Raw genomic sequence first — 16,501 nt, 5'->3', positions numbered from 1 at the left:
GCGGCCTTGGCCGAACCCATGGTGATGGGGATATCGTCGCCGGGGAACTGGTAGGACGACAGAAGTTCACGAACTTCCATTTCAACCAGCTCGAGCAGTTCGCTATCGTCAACAAGGTCAACCTTGTTCATGTAAACCACCAGAGCCGGCACGCCGACCTGACGGGCCAGCAGGATGTGCTCGCGCGTTTGCGGCATCGGGCCGTCAGCGGCCGAAACGACCAGGATCGCGCCGTCCATCTGAGCCGCACCGGTGATCATGTTCTTCACATAGTCGGCGTGGCCCGGGCAATCGACGTGGGCGTAGTGGCGGTTGGCGGTTTCGTATTCGACGTGCGCCGTGTTGATCGTGATGCCGCGGGCCTTTTCTTCAGGCGCGGCGTCGATGTCGGCATAGTTCTTTGCCGTCGCGCCGCCGGACTTGGCGAGCGTGATCGTGATCGCAGCCGTCAAAGTCGTCTTGCCATGGTCAACGTGACCAATGGTGCCGATGTTACAGTGAGGCTTCGAGCGGTTGAATTTTTCCTTGGCCATAGGTCTAAGGCTCCGTATCGCCCAGTCGGGCAAGGGGTTAAAATCAGGTGCCCTTTCGGGCGGTTCGTATTTGGAGCGGGTAGTCGGACTCGAACCGGCATCCTCAGCTTGGAAGGCTGCTGCACTACCTTTGTGCTATACCCGCCCAAAAGGGCTAAGAATTGCCGCCCAAAGCTTGAGCGCCGCTTCATATCTTGTGATGTGAGGACTGTCTGACAATGACTGTGAGTGATGGTGGGGGAAGCAGGACTCGAACCTGCGAAGCTTACGCAGGGGATTTACAGTCCCCCCCCTTTGCCGCTCGGGACATTCCCCCAAACACTCACAAAGTCATTTGCCGGACGCCTTAAACTCGACCTTTCGAAAAAGGACAAGCCCAAATGTGAAAAAAACTTTTGGATAAATAGGTTTAGCCGTTAAAGGACTGCGCCAGATCATCTAAAAGCCTCTCAAGGCCTCAAATCGGAGCGCGTCTTATAGTGTCCTCTTTTCGTGAACGCAACGACCCCAAAGCCCATAAAGGCAAAAACAGGTCACAAAATTTTGTGGACAGGCCGAAAGCCCCTGCGGGCAAGCCTGCCCATGAGGCCAGGCGTGAGGATGAAAAGCGATCAAAACACAATAACAATCAACGCTCTAAGATCAGTGATGACGGCTGGCTGTGGGGCGTTCACGCGGTAGAAGCGGCGCTAAAAAATTCTTCGCGCACCAGCCAGTTAAAGCTGTTTTTAAGCGAGGAACGCGGCAAATCGGTGCCGCCGGCATGGTCGAAGCGCTCCGAAATTCGCATCTCGGTGTTACCGATGAGCGACATTTCGCGTCTGTTGCCGCAAGGCGCGGTGCATCAGGGCATAGCCCTGAATGCGCCGGTGCTGGAAGGCGATTCGCTGGAAACCCTGATGGAGGGCGACACGAAGAATGGCCTTCAGGTCATTCTCATGATCGATCAGGTCACCGATCCACAGAATATTGGCGCCATTTTCCGCTCGGCCGCCGCGTTCGGTGTGCAGGGCCTGGTCATGCAGGACCGCCACTCCCCGCCCCTGCAAGGCGTGCTGGCCAAGACGGCGGCCGGCGCCATCGACATGGTGCCCTTTGCGCGCGTCACCAACCTCTCTCGTGCCCTGGAATCCCTGAATGAGCAAGGCTATGTCAGCGTTGGTCTTGCCGGCGAAGGCGAGTTCAACCTGCATGAGCTTCTGGCGCAGCAAGGCTGGGGCGAATCGCTGAAAAAGCTGGTGCTGGTGCTGGGCTCCGAAGGCGAAGGCATCCGCCGCCTTGTGGCCGAACACTGCGATCATCTGGCGCGCATCCCCATGCCGGGCGGTTTCGAGAGCCTCAATGTCAGTCACGCCGCCTCGATTTCGCTTTATGAGGTCTGCGCGCGTCGGTAAGAATTGACATGCGCGGCCTATCCCTTATCTAGGGTGAACAGCTCTTTTTAAGGTGATCCCGTGGCGCTCGAGACCTCTTTCATGACTATCGATCCTGTCCTGATGTCTCAAGGCCTGGCCCTTGTGCAGGTCATTTTTATCGACGTTGTGATGGCGGGCGATAACGCCGTGGCCGTTGGTATCGCCGCCGCCGGCCTCCCCGCCGACAAGCGCCGCCTCGCCATCATCTACGGCCTGATCGGCGCCGTGATACTGCGCATCGGCTTCGTCCTGCTCACCGTGCAGTTGCTGGCCATGGTCGGGTTGTTGCTGGCCGGCGGCATCCTGCTGTTGTGGGTGTGCTGGAAGATGTGGCGCGAACTGCACGAGCACCACGAGACCGAGCAGGCCGAAGCGCTGATCATGGCGGGAAACGCCAACCTGACCGACGCAGAGAAAGCCGAGCGCGACGCACAGCCCAAACAAGTATCAACCAAAAAGACCAAGACCCTTCTGTCCGCCACCCTGCAGATCCTGGCGGCCGATATCTCTATGTCGCTCGATAACGTGCTGGCGGTTGCCGGCGCCGCGCAGCACCACGTTGAAATTCTCGTTTTCGGCCTCTTGCTCTCCATCGCCGCCATGGGCGTGGCCGCCAACCTGATCGCCAAGGTACTGCACAAGTACCGCTGGATCGCCTTCGCCGGCGTGGCGGTCGTGCTGTTCGTGGCGCTGAAGATGATCTGGGAAGGCGGTCACCAGATCTGGGAGTTTGGCCATTGCGACGCCACGCTCAAATGCGTGCCGGTCATGACGCAGGACGTTGTGGTGTGGTGGAAAGAGTTTTTCGGTGGGCTGTTGGCGGCGAAATAGGATACGCAGTATCTGCCGACTTACGGTTACTGCAATTGGGGTTAATCGTAGCTATGAACACATTTAAGGCTTTTCTGCTGTCGCGGCGCTCATGGCTGAGAAAAAGAGTCCGGGAAAACACCGGCTTTTTTTATGGCCTCATCAAAGGCTCGCCTTTTGTCGGGCGCAGATTGGGCTTGAAGCTTCTGTTTGACCTCAACAGCACGATCGATAAGTCCCTGCTGGCCTTCTGGTCCTACGAGAAGAAGCAGCAGGATATATTGTTCAGTTCTGCACGGGCCGGTGTCCGAAGCGGCGAGCGAACCATTTTTCTCGACATCGGCGCCAACTGGGGCGTTTACGCGCTCGTAGCTGAATCTTCCAAAATTTATGATCGCATCATGGCTGTTGAAGCGGATTCACGTAACGCGTCTCAGTTACATGCCAATCTTTTTTTGAACAATTTGACGGATAAGGTCGACGTCATATGCGCGGCCGCTTCCGATTCTTCTACAACGGTCGAATTTAATCTGGCGCCCAATCGCAGCCGTGACGTGTCACGCGCCGGCGAAACCGTAAATCGTCCAGGTTGGGAAAAGAAAACCGTGCCGGCCGTCAGGATCGACGACCTCGAACAGATGAGCGGAGGGTTTGTCGTGGGCAAAATCGACGTGGAAGGCTTTGAAGACAAGGTCATCGACGGTATGAAGAACCTCCTCACCCGCAACCGATGCTGCCTGCAAATTGAAGTTTTCGCCGACACACTGGAAAGATTCACTCACAAAATGACAGCACTCGGGTTTCATAAGTTCGACGAACTTAAGGACGATCGCTATTTCAAAAACTACTCATGACTATGTATTAAAGAAGGAGGGCCTGAAACCCTCCTTCTGCACTATTAAAAAACGTCTGGTGAGCCACCGATGCCTTTCGGGGACGGACCGTACTTATTCGGTCCCTGCGTTCCATCCATGAAACCGCACTCGATGAAGGTCCAAAGACCTCCGATAATCGGTATGAACAAGATAAGATACATCCAGCCCGATTTGTTGCGGTCATGCCAGCGCTTGGATACCAGACAAACACCGATCCAAGTCAGAAGCACAACACTGATCAGGTACACGAGCCCAAACAGAGGCGGAAACTCGCCACGCTCCAGATTGTTGAAAGCCCCCGTTGCGCCTCCAACGGCGCCTATGCCGACGCCAAAGACAAGACTGATCCCCAGCGACCACAGCCAATAATGCAGGCGGCGAATGCGGCCCTTAGCGCTGAAGAGTACATTTTTCCAATCATTCATGATCAATTCCTCGAAGTGTTGAAGCCGCACCTCGAAGCTAGCCATAAAAACAGACTTCGTAAACTTAAGAAGTCGTCAGGTTTCGCTGCCGCCGAAGCGCGTCGTCCATTCGGCCACCATATCGTCGTCGATCTTCTTGAACAGCACCTCGCCGGACTGCACCTGCGTCCCTGCTACCAGCTTGGTCAGCTCGGCTTTGGCGTCATCCGAAGGCCAGGCCAGCGGCAACTGAACACCCACGCAGTCCGCGATGCTTTGCGCGGCGAACGGAATGATCGGCTGGGCCAGAACAGCGTAAAGCCGTACCAGATTGAGGCCGTGGCGCACGATCACGCTGGCCCGTACCGTATCGGTCTTGAAGGCCGTCCACGGCGCGGCTTCCTGCAGGTATTCATTCCCCAGCACCCAGATACGTCGCACGGCTTGCGCGGCCTTGCGCATTTCCATAGCTTCGAAAGCTTCCGCCGCCTCGACCAGAAGCGCAGAGACATCGGCATAGAGCTTCTCTTCCAGCGGTCCCGCCTCACCGCCTTCCGGCACAACGCCATCAAACTTCGATTCGGTGAACTTTAGGATACGGTTGACGAAATTGCCGAGCACATCGGCGAGATCCTTGTTGATCGTCGCCTGGAACTGCTCCCAGGTGAACGACGAATCCGAGCTTTCGGGCGCATTGGCGATCAGATACCAGCGCCAGTAATCGGCCGGCAGGATGTCCAAAGCCTGATCCATAAAGACGCCGCGATTCATCGAGGTCGAAAACTTGCCGCCGTACCAGTTGAGCCAATTGAAGGCCTTTAGCGTATCGACCATCTTCCATGGCTCGCCAGAGCCCAGAATTGTGGCCGGGAAGCTGACCGTATGGAAGGCGACATTGTCCTTGCCCATGAATTCGACATAGCGAACATCATCGGCGCCCTGATCCAGACGCCACCATTTCTGCCAGCCGTCGGGGTTGCCTTGCGAGGTGAAATATTCCTTGGTCGAGCCGATATATTCAATCGGCGCATCGAACCAGACATAGAACACCTTATCCTCGAAACCGGGACGCGGCTTGCCATCTTTCGTAACCGGCACGCCCCATTTCAGATCGCGCGTGATACCGCGGTCGATCAGGCCTTCTTCAAGGTGCTTATTAGCGATGGAGAGCGCCAGTTGCGGCCACTCAGATTTACCGGCGATCCAGGCGCGCAATTGCGGCTCGACCTTGGTCTGCAACAGGTAAAGGTGGCGGGTATCACGCACTTCAAGATTACGCGAACCGGAAACCGCCGAATAGGGATTGATCAGGTCGGTCGGGTCAAGCAGACGACCGCAGTTGTCGCACTGGTCACCACGCGCCTTGTCGTAGCCGCAATGGGGACAGGTGCCTTCGACATAGCGATCCGGCAGAAAACGGCCGTCGTCGATCGAGTAGACCATCTTGTCGACGCGTTCTTCGATCAGGCCATTCTTATCCAGCGCCTCGCAAAAAGCTTGCGTAAGCTGGCGATTCTCCGGTGAGGACGAGCGGCCGAACCAGTCATAGCTGAGCCCGAAGGCGTCACCAGCGTTCTTCTGGATCAGGTGCTGCTCATCGCAATAGGTGCGGACATCCTGACCGGCCTTGGCGGCGGCCAGCTCGGCCGGCGTGCCGTGCTCGTCTGTGGCGCAGATGTACAAGACCTCATGCCCCCGTGCCCGCTGGAACCGGGCGAACACATCAGCCGGCAACATGGAACCGGCCAGATTGCCGAGGTGCTTGATGCCATTGATATAGGGAAGCGCGGACGTGATCAGGATGCGGGACATAAGGCTCTTTCAACTCTCTAATGATGAGAAGCCCGTGGTCATAAACCATTTTGGCGGCTGAAATATAGGGATGATCGCTATTTCTGCAAAAAAATCCACTCACAGGATATGGACAAGCCGCTCCGCCATCGGCATAAGGGCGATCCGCTAGTGCCGGCTTAGCTCAGATGGTAGAGCAGTTGTTTTGTAAACATCAGGTCACGAGTTCGATTCTTGTAGCCGGCACCAGCGCCTCTTCCGATAACGTCCGGAATTGATTGATTTTTTCAACAAAATCTGATACTTTGGCGGAATGGCGTCCGAGGAAATCCGACCGCGTCCGACCGCTTCCGGACAGTTTTTGGGTCAATTTGGGGGTCTTTTGACAAACTCCAAATTGGACGAGACCCCAAGAAAAATGAGCCTGACGGATTCAACGATTCGAAACGCCCAGCATCAGTCGAAGCCGAAAAAGCCGTACGACGCTGACGGTCTGTTCATGATTCTGACGCCGGCTGGCGGGAAATTGTGGCGCCTAAAATATCGCTACCTGGGTTGCACCAAGGTCCTCATGTTGGGCTCGTACCCAGAAATCAGCCTCAAAGATGCCCGAGCGAAACGTGATGATGCTCGTAAACTTATAGCCAACAGCGTTGACCCCGGCGCTGAGAAGAAGCGATTGGCCCGGCTGGCGACCTTGACGGCGGCCTGCACGTTCGGGGTCATATGCGAGGAGTTTCTTGAGCTTCAGAAGAGCAATGGCCGCTCGACGACGACCATGGTCAAAAACCGCTGGCTAGCAAAACAGCTCATGCCTGAACTCGGTAAGCGGCCAGTTACAGAGATTGAACCCTTTGAGGTGCTGTCAATCCTGAAGCGGGTTGAGCGTCGCGGTGCCCGCGAGACCGCCAAGAGGCTGTGCGAATTTGCCTGCCGGGTCTTCAATTTAGCTATTATCACCAGTCGAGCGAGGAACAATCCGGCTGCCAATTTGTCCGGCGCGCTCGCCTCACCGAAGGTCAAGCATCACGCGGCGATCACAGAGCCTCTTGCATTTGGTAAGCTGCTTCGCGATATCGAGGCGACCGAGGGCTTCATGACCTCCCGCCTAGCCCTGAAGATCGCCCCACACCTGTTTGTGCGACCTGGCGAGTTGAGAAAGGCGGAGTGGTCTGAATTCGATTTCGAGGCGTGTGTCTGGAAGATACCTGCACCGAAGATGAAGCAACGGGTCGAGCACCACGTTCCCCTCTCCCGCCAGGCCATCGAAATCCTGGCCGAGGTCAGCCAACTGACTGGGACCAGTCGATACGTTTTCCCGTCGATCCGCTCTACGATGTCGGAATACACCATAAACGCCATGCTCCGTCGCATGGGGTATGGCCATGACGTGATGACGGCCTACGGCTTCCGAAGCTCCGCTAGCACCCTTCTCAACGAATCGGGCCTTTGGTCCGCCGACGCCATCGAACATGCCCTGGCGCACAAGGAGACCAACAAGGTGCGTGCCGCCTATTACCGGGGCAAGCACTGGGATGAGCGGGTGAAGATGGCGCAGCGGTGGTCGGACCATCTTGATAAGCTGCGCCATGGGGCCACGGTTATTTCGATAAATGCCGCACTCGCCAAGCCACGAAATCTCGGTGGAATGCGGGCACCAGCAGTGATGGCGCCCAAAAAGCGGCGTATCCGAACCGTTTAGACAACCTATCTACAAGGGCGTCGCCTACACGCTTTTATCGTCACAACGATTGGTGCGCGAAAAGACATTGGCGCCTAGGCACTTCTTAGATAATCAAGTTTTGTCAGCCTTCCTTTCCTCGATTGCCGCCTTTGATCAGCATCCGGCGGGCGGCAGAACGCAGAAGCGCGTAAGAGTACAGTTTGTGGAACGGCAAAAGCATATGAAACCCGACACCTAGATACACCTCGCCGTTGGAATGGATGCGCTCGGGCACGACGGCACTCCCAAAATACAGCCTTGTCACGCCAGTGCAATGTGGCTCGCACATTAGCCAGGACCGCGTCTTTCTCTGGTAGTCGCACATCAATATCTGATTTTCCGTCCGGCCCTCCACCGTCCATGCGGCAAATGCGTCTGTGTCCCCCGCAGCTAGTACTCTCGCCTGTTCATCTGTAGACGGCTTTGCCACAAGCATCGTCAACACCAGACGCTCTGCTTTGAACAACGGCGTCGTGTAGAATGCCAGGATGTATTCCGTTAGGGAGACCACGCGAGGCAAGTCGAGACTGAAGCCATCTGTATACGCGCGCGCGTCCCGATAGGCCTGTAGCAAGCAGTCCGGTGGCAATTGCGATAGAGATGTCACTTTCATGGTAAGCGTCCGGTGGCTGTAAAAAATATCAAAAAGTGGCGAATGATTAGCTCAAACGCATTTGCTCGACTAGGCAATTTATGCTACCTTAACGCGTGAATTTTTAAGGGCGAGAATTATGGACAAGCTCATCCGAGCTTTAGCTGTCGTGTCAGGGGCTGCGTTTATAGCTTACACCGTCATCAGATATCTCGCACCTGAGAAGGCTCCTTTGGATCTCTCGTTCCTGGCATTTCCTATGGTAGTACTGAGTGTTATCTTCAGTCTTCAGAATATCAAGAGGCGTACAAAGGTGAAATGAAGCGGCTATCTAATTGTTCTTTTTAACAGCAGCTCGACAGCGCCGACTCCGTCTTCCAAGTTAATAGGTCGCGCAACTTGCTGCAATGGGCGCTGGCGAGCGCGCCAACGGTTTTCGCCAAATACTGCTTCGGTTCCAAACCACTGAACTTGGCCGTTTCGATTAGCGTCAGGACGTTGGCCGCGCGCTCCCCGCCGGCATCCCGCCCCTAAAAGCGGCCAGTTATTTCGGGAAAGTTCGTATCCCTCCGTAAGAGGCCACATTCCAATTGATCTTTGAATCTGTGATGCTGCGCTGTTAGTGACGTCCTTACGAGTGCAGGCTGCAAATTATGACGCGTGGAATTCTATTAAATGGACCGGAACGGCGGCGGAAATGGCATGATAGTCAGCGTCGCGAGATTGTTTCGCTGGCGTTTTCGCCTGGTTCGAGCGTGACAGCAGTTGCCCGGCAGTTCGACGTCGCGACAAGCCTGATTTACAGATGGCGGGATCAGTTTCTGGCGGCGAGCAGCGGCGTTTCTTTCAGTCCCGCTATACTTGCGGACGGGCCAGCCTGCCCTGGGTTGGAATCAGGTACGGTTTTGATAACAATCGACTTCAAAATCAACTCTCGTTCGCCATCTTAATCGCCTCATCGAACCGTCGGCGTGCGAGGTTCGCTTTGATGACCGGGATATCCTAGCGCTTGATGCTGCGGGACTGCGTGATTTCCGCCGTCATAAGATCAGCATGGTTTTTCAGGGTTTTGGTTTATAGTCGCACCTGAGCGTGCTCGATAATGTCGCCTTTGGCCTGGTCGCACGCGGCGAACCTAAAGCCGAGGCCGCCAAGGCGAGGGACTGGATCAAAACCGTTTCCCTCGACGGCTATGAAATCGCAACTCCCGACACCCTGTCCGGCGGTATGAAGCAGCGCGTCGGCCTTGCGCGGGCCCTGGCCACCGATACGGAGGTCATCCTGATGGACGAGGCCTTCAGTGCGCTCGATCCGCTGATCGGCGCAGATATGCAGGACCTGCTGCTCGACCTGCAAAAACGCATGAGCAAGACCATCGTTTTCGTGACGCACGATCTGGCCGAGGCCAGCCGGCGTGGCGACACCATCGCCATCATGAAAAATGGCGAAATCGTTCAGGTCGGCGCGCCGGCTGACATTCTGGCGCATCCGGCCGATGACTATGTCGCCCGCCTTGTGCAGGTCCAGACGCGTTAATCGGGCTTGTTTAGACCGTCGAGGTCTATTTCGGAAGCGTTGAACCTAGCAGGAAGACCGCAAATTCCGGCGCTTTGCTGATCCAATGCCGTTCAATCCGCAGGCCAGCTTCGGCGGTCAAGGCAGCGAAGCTGGATGGAGTGAACTTGTGGGAGTTCTCCGTGTGGAGGCGCTCACCGGCCTTGAAGGCGAAAGTATGGCCGGCGGCATGGACGATCTGGTCAATGCGGCTGACCAAATGCATTTCCATGCGCGCAAAGTCCAGGTTCCAAACCGCCTGATGGTCGAAGGCGTTGAGATCGAAGGTGCCCGACAGTTCGCGATTGATCCGGCGCAGCAGATTCTTGTTGAACTCAGCCGTCACGCCCGCCGCATCGTCATAGGCGGCGACCAGGGTGGCTGGGTCCTTGACCATGTCGGCGCCGATGATCAGGCGTGCATCAGGCCCAAGCATAGCGCGCATGGTCTTCAGCAACTGTCGTGCTTCAGGTGGGGTGAAATTGCCAATGGTCGAGCCAGGGAAGAAGCCGACCACTGGACGTCCGGCAAGCGCATGCGGTAGATCCACGGCCGTGGTGAAGTCGCCGACAACTGGCGTCACCACCAGCGACGGGTAATCGCGGTTGAGGCGCAGAGTGGCATGACGCAAGGCATCGTCGCTGATATCGATCGGCACATAGGCAGTGATTTGCGCTGCGGCATCGAGGAGCAGACGCGTCTTGACGCTGGCGCCGCTACCGAACTCGACGAGCACGGCATCGGCCGGAATATCGGCAACCAGTTCCGGCGCGATGGCCCTCAGCAGGGCTGTCTCGGTCCGAGTTGGATAATATTCCGGTGTGCGGCAAATGGCTTCGAAGAGGTCTGAGCCGGTGGCATCATAAAAGTATTTCGGCGACAAGGTCTTTTGCCGTGCCGACAGCCCGGCCACGACATCGGCGGCAAAGCCTGAGTCTTCCACAGTCTCGGGAGCCGTCTCCGCGGTGAGGTCTCGCGCCAGCCGGACGCCCGAACGCATCCAGCGCTGTTCCGGCTTGAAGAAGTTGCGATAGGTTGGCCGCGCATGCCCCGCCGGCGTAAAGCTGGCGCCACCGCGCAACACCATCTGGCCACTCATGAACTTGCCATTGTATTCGCCGACGGCGCCAGCGCTCGCATGAAAGCCGGGATACGGTAGATAGGCGCTGGATGTCCATTGCCAGCCGACCGTGTCGGTCTGTTCTAAAGCGCCGTCACTGGCAGCCGCTTCCCATTCGAATTCGGTTGGCAGACGGGCACCGGTCCAGCGCGCAAAGGCATCGGCCTCATAAAAGCTGATATGGGTTACCGGCGCAGCTGTGATGACGGGATCAAGCCCGCGCAAGCTCAGCTCGCTCCAGCCATCCGTTGTCTTGCGCCAGTAAAAAGGTGCCGTCCAATCGTGCGCCTTAACCTGTGCCCAGCCGTCGGACAGCCACAGGTCGGCGCGGGCATAGCCGCCATCCGTCATGAAGCCGAGCCATTCGCCATTGGTCACCAGCCGGTCGCTGATCTCGAACGGTTGCAGCCAGACCTTGTGGCGCGGCCCTTCGTTATCGAAGGCAAAACCGGCACCGGCATGACCGATCTCGACCAGACCGCCCGGCCGCAGCTGGAAATGACCGGGACGGCCCGTCTCGTCGGTCTGCCAACCCGGATCATAGGTCAGGGCCATCGGCGACTGGCTAAACAGGTGCTGGATGTCCATCAGCAGCAGCTCCTGATGCTGTTCTTCATGCGCCAGCCCCAACCGGACCAGATCTGATGTCGCGTCATCGAGGTCATCCTTGAGCAGGGCCTGCATATGGGTGTCGACATGGCGACGATAGGCCAGGATATCGTCAAGCGGCGGCCGGGTCAGAAGGCCCCTTTGCGCACGCGGTTGGCGGGCTCCGAGCGCTTCATAGTAGGAGTTGAACAAGAAGGCATAGTCCGCATCAAAGATGGTATAGTTTGTCCGCCCCGTCAGCAGAAAGGTCTCGAAAAACCACGTGGTATGGGCCAGGTGCCACTTGGCCGGGCTGGCGTCTGGCATGGACTGGACCACCATGTCCTCGGGTGTCAGCGGTCCGATCAGGTCGAGCGTGTGACGGCGCATAGAGGCGTAGCGATCAAGCCATGTCTCGCAGGACGCGTAGCGCAACTGGCAGGTGGCGGTATTCATGGCGAATGGCCTTTCGTGATCTGGCGCTGTGTGGCCTGGACTATAAAGGAGTACGCGGGAGATCGGGTGAGCGTTACTGCTGAGCGATGGAATCGACGCGGTCGGGATAGAAGGCGAGATGTCCGGCGATCTGGCGGACGCTGTCGAAAGGATGTGCGTAGGACCACACGGCGTTGACAGTCTTGTCGCCGCCGGCAGGGATGGTGAAATAGGTACAGTCGCCCTTATACGGGCAATAGGTGGTGTGGTTGGTCGCTTCCAGCAAGGACATGTCGGCGTCTTCGCGCGGAATATAGATCATCGCCGGATAGCTGGCTTCTTTCAAATTAAGGGCGCGATCGCTTTCGACGATCACCTTGCCGGCGACTGTGACGACAACATGGTGGCGGTTCGGCGTGATGGTGATTGGATGATCGGGGCCGGGAATTCTGACGGGCTTGTCGTTCATTGGCTTTGTCTCCTTTGCCAGGCCGTATAACGACAGGCGGGAAATAAAAATTCCAGCCGGGATGTTCATCCCGCATTGTGCCGCTTCTATGAACCTGTAGAGTTCGGTCCGGGCAGGGCGATTTATAGCCGCACAAGCGGCTTTATAGCCGCACAAGCGGTCAGTTTCTGGCAGCGGTGACGCCACCGTCGCTGGCCAGCCTTCTCACAGGGAGTTGCGCACATGAAAACTTTTGATGCCATCATCATTGGCGCAGGCCAGGCCGGCCCGCCCCTGGCCGGTCGGCTCACCGCAACCGGGGAATCGGTCTGCCTGATCGAGCGTAAATATTTCGGAGGCACCTGCGTCAATACCGGATGTATGCCGACCAAGGCCCTCGTCGCCAGCGCCTATGCAGCCCATCTGGCGCGCCGGACAGGCGATTACGGCGTCACCATCGAGGGCAACATCTTCATCAACATGGAAAAGGTCATGGCCCGTTCGCATCAGGTGACGCTCAACGCCCGCAGCGGCGTCGAAGAATGGCTGAAGGGCATGGAAACCTGCACGGTCGTCGAAGGGCATGCCCGTTTTGAGAGCCCGACCACCATCCGAGTCGGTGACGACCGGCTGACCGCGCCAAAGATCTTCCTCAATGTTGGGGCCCGCGCCATCGTGCCGGGGATTCCCGGCCTGAAGGACGTGCCCTATCTGACCAACAGCTCAATCGTGACCCTTGATCGCGTGCCGGAGCACCTGATCATCCTGGGCGGCAGCTATATCGGGCTGGAATTCGCCCAGATGTACCGCCGCTTCGGTGCACAGGTCACCATTATCGAAAAAGGCGAGCGCCTGATCGTACGCGAAGATGCCGATATCTCCGATGCCATCCGTAAAATACTGGAAGAGGAAGACATCGCCATTCATACGGGCGCGGATATACTGAATGTTTCGCAAGAGGCTGGCGGTATCACAGTGCAGACGACCGGCGGCGAGATCACCGGCTCTGATGTGCTGGTGGCTACGGGGCGCACGCCCAACACCGGCGATCTTGGGCTGGAGGACGCGGGCATCGAACTGGACGAGCGCGGCTACGTCAAGGTCGGTGACGATCTCCAGACCAATGTCCCCGGCATATGGGCGATGGGCGATTGCAACGGCAAGGGCGCCTTCACTCATACGGCCTATAACGATTTCGAAATCATCGCCGCCAATTTGCTCGATGGTCAATCACGTAAGGTCAGCGACCGTATTCTCGGCTACGCACTTTATATTGACCCGCCGCTTGGCCGAGTTGGGCTCACTCAAGCGCAGGCGGAGAAAACCGGCCGGCCATTACTTGTCGGTCATCGTCCGATGACGCGCGTGGGGCGGGCCACGGAGAAAGGCGAGACCAAGGGCTTCATGAAGATTGTGGCCGATGCCGAAACGAAAAAAATTCTCGGCGCCGCGATCCTTGGCACCAGTGGCGACGAAGCTATTCACGGTATTCTCGACATCATGAATGCGGACGTGGCGTTTTCCGAACTGCAATGGGCGGTCCCTATCCACCCCACCGTATCCGAACTCCTGCCGACGCTGCTTAACGAGATGACGCCACTCAACCGCTAGGTTTTTAATTGTAACTATCCTGCCGCCAGACGGATTGAGGCCCGCCTTGGCTTCTCAAGCTCGACGCGCGTTCCGGTCGATCGCGTCTATAATCAACGGAAGCAGAGACGCTGGGAGATCGTGCCCCATACCATCGATAAGCATGAACTCAGCTTTTGGGATTACCTTGGCCGTATCCTGACCACACGCCGGGAGAAACAGTGGGGCGTCTGCGCCGTGGATCACGAGGGTCCTAACGGAGATAGTGGCAAGTCTAGAACGCCGATCTCCGGTTACAGCAATGGCCGTAATCTGGCGGGCGGTGCCTGCCGGATCGAAGGCTCGCTTCGCTTCTTCCAGCGCCAGTGCGCGGCTGGCGTCTTCATCGAACGGATAGCCTGTTCCGGCAATGCGTCGGGCGAACGCCAGTCGGTGCATCAAGAACCCAGGCTGATCAGAAACGGGATCGGGCGTGGGCCGGGTCATTAGCGCCATGGCGTCAGACTCAGGTGGCGGCAGCGCGGGATTGCCCGTACTGGACATAATTGAAGTCAGCGACAAGACGCGTGCCGGGTATTCGCTGGCCATGATCTGCGATCATGCCCCCCATCGACCGGCCGACAAGGTGGGCGCTTTGGATACCAAGCGCATCAAGCAACCCAATAGCGTCCGCTGCCATGTCGTAAAGCGTGTAGGGCACATGAGGACGCTGCCCAGTCGTCAGGGCCTGAGCCAGAACGGGCGAAATCAGGCGCCCCGTATTCGCTCAGATGGATAGAGCCTCCGGCGTCCCGATTGTCGAACCGGATACCGTAAAAGCCCTTAACGGCCAGGCCCTCGCAGAACGTTGGCGTCCAGCGTATCATCTGTGTGCCAAGCCCGGCTATCAGAAGCATCGGCGCGTCAGCCGGATTGCCGAAGCTGTCGTACGCCAGGGAAATGCCGTTTAAGTCTATTATGTTCATATTGCGTGGGTCCGAATTCTGGGCAGGTGGGCACTCCTGCCCGTCAAAATATTTGGAGCGGCGACATCACCCATTCGCCAGGCGTAAAACATAGGCTTGAATGTCGGCCGGCCACGTTTCTGTCTTTTGCGCAAGTGCGGTAACGTCACCGGCAAACAGGGCCCTAAGAGCCTCTTCATAACCGGGAAGATCGCCAGCCATATCCGACGAGGGGCGGGACTGGATCATCATCAATCAATGGAAATGGACATGTCCGTCGCATGCGCCAAGCGTCGTTCACCGTGCGCTGTGATACATTGTGTGATACAAATTTAGCAAAAGTGTGATACATGCGAATTTTCCAAAATCATAACTAACTGATTTTATAGGAAAAATTCCCCGAAGTGGGAGGTGGTGCCGCTTAGGTGACTCGAACACCTGACCCCCGCATTACGAATGCGGTGCTCTACCGGCTGAGCTAAAGCGGCCCGGAACTTCCGCGAGGCAGAAACCTCTCGCGATAACAAATGCGCAAGGCTGCGCAAACGTGACCGTTCATTACACACACCTGTTTCAGATGCCAAGCGCAGAATTCTAAAAATACGCGCTTTTTGAGATTTAATCGTGGAAGAGTGTCAGGCGTCGTTCGCCGCCTTCGCCACCCCATCGAGATAACGCTTGGTCTGATCGAGCAGATTATTGTTCAGGCCAGTGCGGCGACCAAGCAGGTCAGGACTGCCGGCGTTATAGTCGCTCATAAGCTGGCGGACGAAAGCGCCGGACTGCACATCTTTCAACACATCCTGCATGGCCAGGCGGCTCGCGCCGTTGATAATACGCGGGCCTGTGAGATAGGCGCCATACTCGGCGGTGTTGCTGATCTTCTCGAAGCCACCGGACATGCCGAGTTCCCAAAGAAGATCGACCACCAGCTTCAATTCATAACAGGTTTCGAACCACGCCACCTCCGGCGGATAACCGGCGTCGACCAGCGTCTGGAAACCGTCGCTCACCAGATTGCGCGCCCCCCCGCAGAGCACGACCTGCTCTCCAAAAAGATCACTTTCGCATTCGTCTTTCATGGTGGTTTCAAGGATCCCCTTGCGCCCGCAACCAAGCGCTGCGGCAAAGGAGAGGCCCAGCGCTTTTGCGTTACCGGTGGCGTCCTGCTGGACGGCGAACAGGCAGAAGACGCCCTCCCCCGCCACATAGATGTCGCGGATACGCGGCCCGATTCCCTTGGGAGATACCAACAACACATCGACATCGGCCGGCGGCGTCACCAGGCCAAAATTGCACGATAGGCCGTGGGCGAAAATGAGCGCCTGCCCCGCACGCAGGTGTGGATTGATTTCGCCATGGAACAGCTTCTGATGTGCCTCATCCGAGGTGAGAATGACCAACACATCGGCCCACGCCACACCCTCGGCCACCGTCATCACCTCGAAGCCGTCACCCTCCGCTTTCGTACGGGTCTTGGAGTCCGCCTTTAAAGCCACCCTGATCTGCGTCACGCCGGAATCGCGGGCATTGAGCGCCTGCGTGCGCCCTTGGCTTCCATAGCCGATCACCAGCACCTTACAGCTTTGGATAACTGACAGGTCGCAGTCACGATCGTGATAAACGGGTAAGGACATGGCGGCGCACCTCGGCTATACTAATTCAGAATCGTCATCTGT

The 16,501-nt window shown here is 57.3% G+C and carries 18 protein-coding genes and 4 tRNA genes; 9 read left to right on the top strand and 13 right to left on the bottom strand.

The window, feature by feature from the left end; all coding sequences use genetic code 11:
• The 3 genes from B060_RS0117505 to B060_RS0117495 form a co-directional block, all read right to left on the bottom strand.
• Nucleotides 1–533: GTP-binding protein (locus tag B060_RS0117505; RefSeq protein ID WP_018083100.1), on the bottom strand; the 533-nt coding region annotated here is incomplete at its 3' end.
• Between the two features lie 71 nt (nucleotides 534–604).
• A tRNA-Gly gene (locus B060_RS0117500) sits at nucleotides 605–678 on the bottom strand.
• Nucleotides 679–765: 87 nt separating this feature from the next.
• Nucleotides 766–849 (bottom strand) — tRNA-Tyr (locus tag B060_RS0117495).
• A gap of 163 nt (nucleotides 850–1,012) precedes the next feature.
• On the opposite strand from B060_RS0117495, the gene rlmB reads away from it, so the two are divergent.
• From rlmB to B060_RS0117480, 3 genes are all read left to right on the top strand, one after another.
• The gene (gene rlmB / locus B060_RS0117490; RefSeq protein ID WP_018083099.1) at nucleotides 1,013–1,927 is read left to right on the top strand and encodes a 23S rRNA (guanosine(2251)-2'-O)-methyltransferase RlmB; all 915 of its coding nucleotides are present in this window, start codon (nucleotides 1,013–1,015) and stop codon (nucleotides 1,925–1,927) included.
• Nucleotides 1,928–2,008: 81 nt separating this feature from the next.
• Complete coding sequence (locus B060_RS25045; protein WP_031220905.1) at nucleotides 2,009–2,779, top strand: YjbE family putative metal transport protein; 771 nt, start codon at nucleotides 2,009–2,011, stop codon at nucleotides 2,777–2,779.
• A 53-nt stretch (nucleotides 2,780–2,832) separates the two neighbouring features.
• Nucleotides 2,833–3,612 carry an FkbM family methyltransferase gene (locus B060_RS0117480; RefSeq protein ID WP_018083097.1) on the top strand — a complete coding sequence of 260 codons (780 nt, stop codon included), beginning with the start codon at nucleotides 2,833–2,835 and terminating at the stop codon, nucleotides 3,610–3,612.
• A gap of 44 nt (nucleotides 3,613–3,656) precedes the next feature.
• Here the strand turns inward: B060_RS0117480 and B060_RS0117475 are convergent, their stop codons facing one another.
• Entirely contained in the window at nucleotides 3,657–4,103 is a 447-nt protein-coding gene (locus B060_RS0117475) for a DUF805 domain-containing protein (RefSeq protein WP_018083096.1), read from the bottom strand.
• 30 nt (nucleotides 4,104–4,133) lie between these two features.
• Nucleotides 4,134–5,849, bottom strand: a complete 1,716-nt coding sequence (gene metG, locus B060_RS0117470) for a methionine--tRNA ligase (protein ID WP_018083095.1) — start codon at nucleotides 5,847–5,849, stop codon at nucleotides 4,134–4,136.
• Nucleotides 5,850–6,001: 152 nt separating this feature from the next.
• Between metG and B060_RS0117465 the strand changes: the two genes are divergently transcribed.
• Together B060_RS0117465 and B060_RS0117460 are read left to right on the top strand one after the other, a co-directional pair.
• A tRNA-Thr gene (locus tag B060_RS0117465) sits at nucleotides 6,002–6,077 on the top strand.
• A 169-nt stretch (nucleotides 6,078–6,246) separates the two neighbouring features.
• Entirely contained in the window at nucleotides 6,247–7,530 is a 1,284-nt protein-coding gene (locus tag B060_RS0117460) for a tyrosine-type recombinase/integrase (protein WP_155847826.1), read from the top strand.
• Nucleotides 7,531–7,633: 103 nt separating this feature from the next.
• Here the strand turns inward: B060_RS0117460 and B060_RS0117455 are convergent, their stop codons facing one another.
• Complete coding sequence (locus B060_RS0117455) at nucleotides 7,634–8,164, bottom strand: hypothetical protein (RefSeq protein ID WP_026172939.1); 531 nt, start codon at nucleotides 8,162–8,164, stop codon at nucleotides 7,634–7,636.
• A gap of 323 nt (nucleotides 8,165–8,487) precedes the next feature.
• Entirely contained in the window at nucleotides 8,488–8,628 is a 141-nt protein-coding gene (locus B060_RS28490) for a transposase domain-containing protein (RefSeq protein ID WP_413783248.1), read from the bottom strand.
• Nucleotides 8,629–8,796: 168 nt separating this feature from the next.
• Between B060_RS28490 and B060_RS28485 the strand changes: the two genes are divergently transcribed.
• Both B060_RS28485 and B060_RS25040 read left to right on the top strand, forming a co-directional pair.
• The gene (locus B060_RS28485) at nucleotides 8,797–9,093 is read left to right on the top strand and encodes a transposase (protein ID WP_081606910.1); all 297 of its coding nucleotides are present in this window, start codon (nucleotides 8,797–8,799) and stop codon (nucleotides 9,091–9,093) included.
• Nucleotides 9,094–9,235: 142 nt separating this feature from the next.
• Nucleotides 9,236–9,679, top strand: coding sequence for an ATP-binding cassette domain-containing protein (locus B060_RS25040; protein WP_018083091.1), 444 nt, complete (start codon nucleotides 9,236–9,238; stop codon nucleotides 9,677–9,679).
• A 25-nt stretch (nucleotides 9,680–9,704) separates the two neighbouring features.
• Here the strand turns inward: B060_RS25040 and egtB are convergent, their stop codons facing one another.
• Together egtB and B060_RS0117435 are read right to left on the bottom strand one after the other, a co-directional pair.
• Entirely contained in the window at nucleotides 9,705–11,861 is a 2,157-nt protein-coding gene (egtB, locus tag B060_RS0117440; RefSeq protein WP_018083090.1) for an ergothioneine biosynthesis protein EgtB, read from the bottom strand.
• Nucleotides 11,862–11,934: 73 nt separating this feature from the next.
• Nucleotides 11,935–12,309 carry a DUF427 domain-containing protein gene (locus B060_RS0117435; protein ID WP_018083089.1) on the bottom strand — a complete coding sequence of 125 codons (375 nt, stop codon included), beginning with the start codon at nucleotides 12,307–12,309 and terminating at the stop codon, nucleotides 11,935–11,937.
• 222 nt (nucleotides 12,310–12,531) lie between these two features.
• Here B060_RS0117435 and B060_RS0117430 point away from each other — a divergent pair, with 222 nt between their 5' ends.
• Together B060_RS0117430 and B060_RS27780 are read left to right on the top strand one after the other, a co-directional pair.
• On the top strand, nucleotides 12,532–13,899 hold the full coding sequence (locus tag B060_RS0117430) for an FAD-containing oxidoreductase (protein WP_018083088.1): 1,368 nt from the start codon (nucleotides 12,532–12,534) through the stop codon (nucleotides 13,897–13,899).
• 120 nt (nucleotides 13,900–14,019) lie between these two features.
• A complete protein-coding gene (locus B060_RS27780; protein WP_201768113.1) occupies nucleotides 14,020–14,367 on the top strand; it encodes a hypothetical protein in 348 nt (115 codons plus the stop codon).
• A gap of 16 nt (nucleotides 14,368–14,383) precedes the next feature.
• Here the strand turns inward: B060_RS27780 and B060_RS27775 are convergent, their stop codons facing one another.
• The 4 genes from B060_RS27775 to ilvC form a co-directional block, all read right to left on the bottom strand.
• Nucleotides 14,384–14,578, bottom strand: coding sequence for an alpha/beta fold hydrolase (locus tag B060_RS27775; protein ID WP_023447376.1), 195 nt, complete (start codon nucleotides 14,576–14,578; stop codon nucleotides 14,384–14,386).
• 331 nt (nucleotides 14,579–14,909) lie between these two features.
• Nucleotides 14,910–15,044 carry a DUF2239 family protein gene (locus tag B060_RS26690; protein ID WP_236621640.1) on the bottom strand — a complete coding sequence of 45 codons (135 nt, stop codon included), beginning with the start codon at nucleotides 15,042–15,044 and terminating at the stop codon, nucleotides 14,910–14,912.
• Between the two features lie 190 nt (nucleotides 15,045–15,234).
• Nucleotides 15,235–15,310, bottom strand: a tRNA-Thr gene (locus B060_RS0117415).
• Nucleotides 15,311–15,457: 147 nt separating this feature from the next.
• Entirely contained in the window at nucleotides 15,458–16,459 is a 1,002-nt protein-coding gene (ilvC, locus tag B060_RS0117410; RefSeq protein WP_026172937.1) for a ketol-acid reductoisomerase, read from the bottom strand.
• Nucleotides 16,460–16,501 lie beyond the last annotated feature (42 nt).

It is taken from the genome of Asticcacaulis benevestitus DSM 16100 = ATCC BAA-896, from assembly GCF_000376105.1.
GTDB classification, from domain to species: Bacteria; Pseudomonadota; Alphaproteobacteria; order Caulobacterales; family Caulobacteraceae; genus Asticcacaulis; species Asticcacaulis benevestitus.
This window is presented reverse-complemented; position numbering and strand designations above follow the sequence as displayed.

Coding starts and splice junctions, on each gene's coding strand:
- B060_RS0117435 (WP_018083089.1), bottom strand. CDS start 12,309: ATGAACGACAAGCCCGTCAGAATTCCCGGCCCCGATCATCCAATCACC.
- ilvC (WP_026172937.1), bottom strand. CDS start 16,459: ATGTCCTTACCCGTTTATCACGATCGTGACTGCGACCTGTCAGTTATC.
- B060_RS26690 (WP_236621640.1), bottom strand. CDS start 15,044: ATGGCTGGCGATCTTCCCGGTTATGAAGAGGCTCTTAGGGCCCTGTTT.
- B060_RS0117460 (WP_155847826.1), top strand. CDS start 6,247: ATGAGCCTGACGGATTCAACGATTCGAAACGCCCAGCATCAGTCGAAG.
- egtB (WP_018083090.1), bottom strand. CDS start 11,861: ATGAATACCGCCACCTGCCAGTTGCGCTACGCGTCCTGCGAGACATGG.
- B060_RS0117475 (WP_018083096.1), bottom strand. CDS start 4,103: ATGGCTAGCTTCGAGGTGCGGCTTCAACACTTCGAGGAATTGATCATG.
- B060_RS28485 (WP_081606910.1), top strand. CDS start 8,797: ATGACGCGTGGAATTCTATTAAATGGACCGGAACGGCGGCGGAAATGG.
- B060_RS25045 (WP_031220905.1), top strand. CDS start 2,009: ATGACTATCGATCCTGTCCTGATGTCTCAAGGCCTGGCCCTTGTGCAG.
- B060_RS0117430 (WP_018083088.1), top strand. CDS start 12,532: ATGAAAACTTTTGATGCCATCATCATTGGCGCAGGCCAGGCCGGCCCG.
- B060_RS0117480 (WP_018083097.1), top strand. CDS start 2,833: ATGAACACATTTAAGGCTTTTCTGCTGTCGCGGCGCTCATGGCTGAGA.
- B060_RS0117455 (WP_026172939.1), bottom strand. CDS start 8,164: ATGAAAGTGACATCTCTATCGCAATTGCCACCGGACTGCTTGCTACAG.
- metG (WP_018083095.1), bottom strand. CDS start 5,849: ATGTCCCGCATCCTGATCACGTCCGCGCTTCCCTATATCAATGGCATC.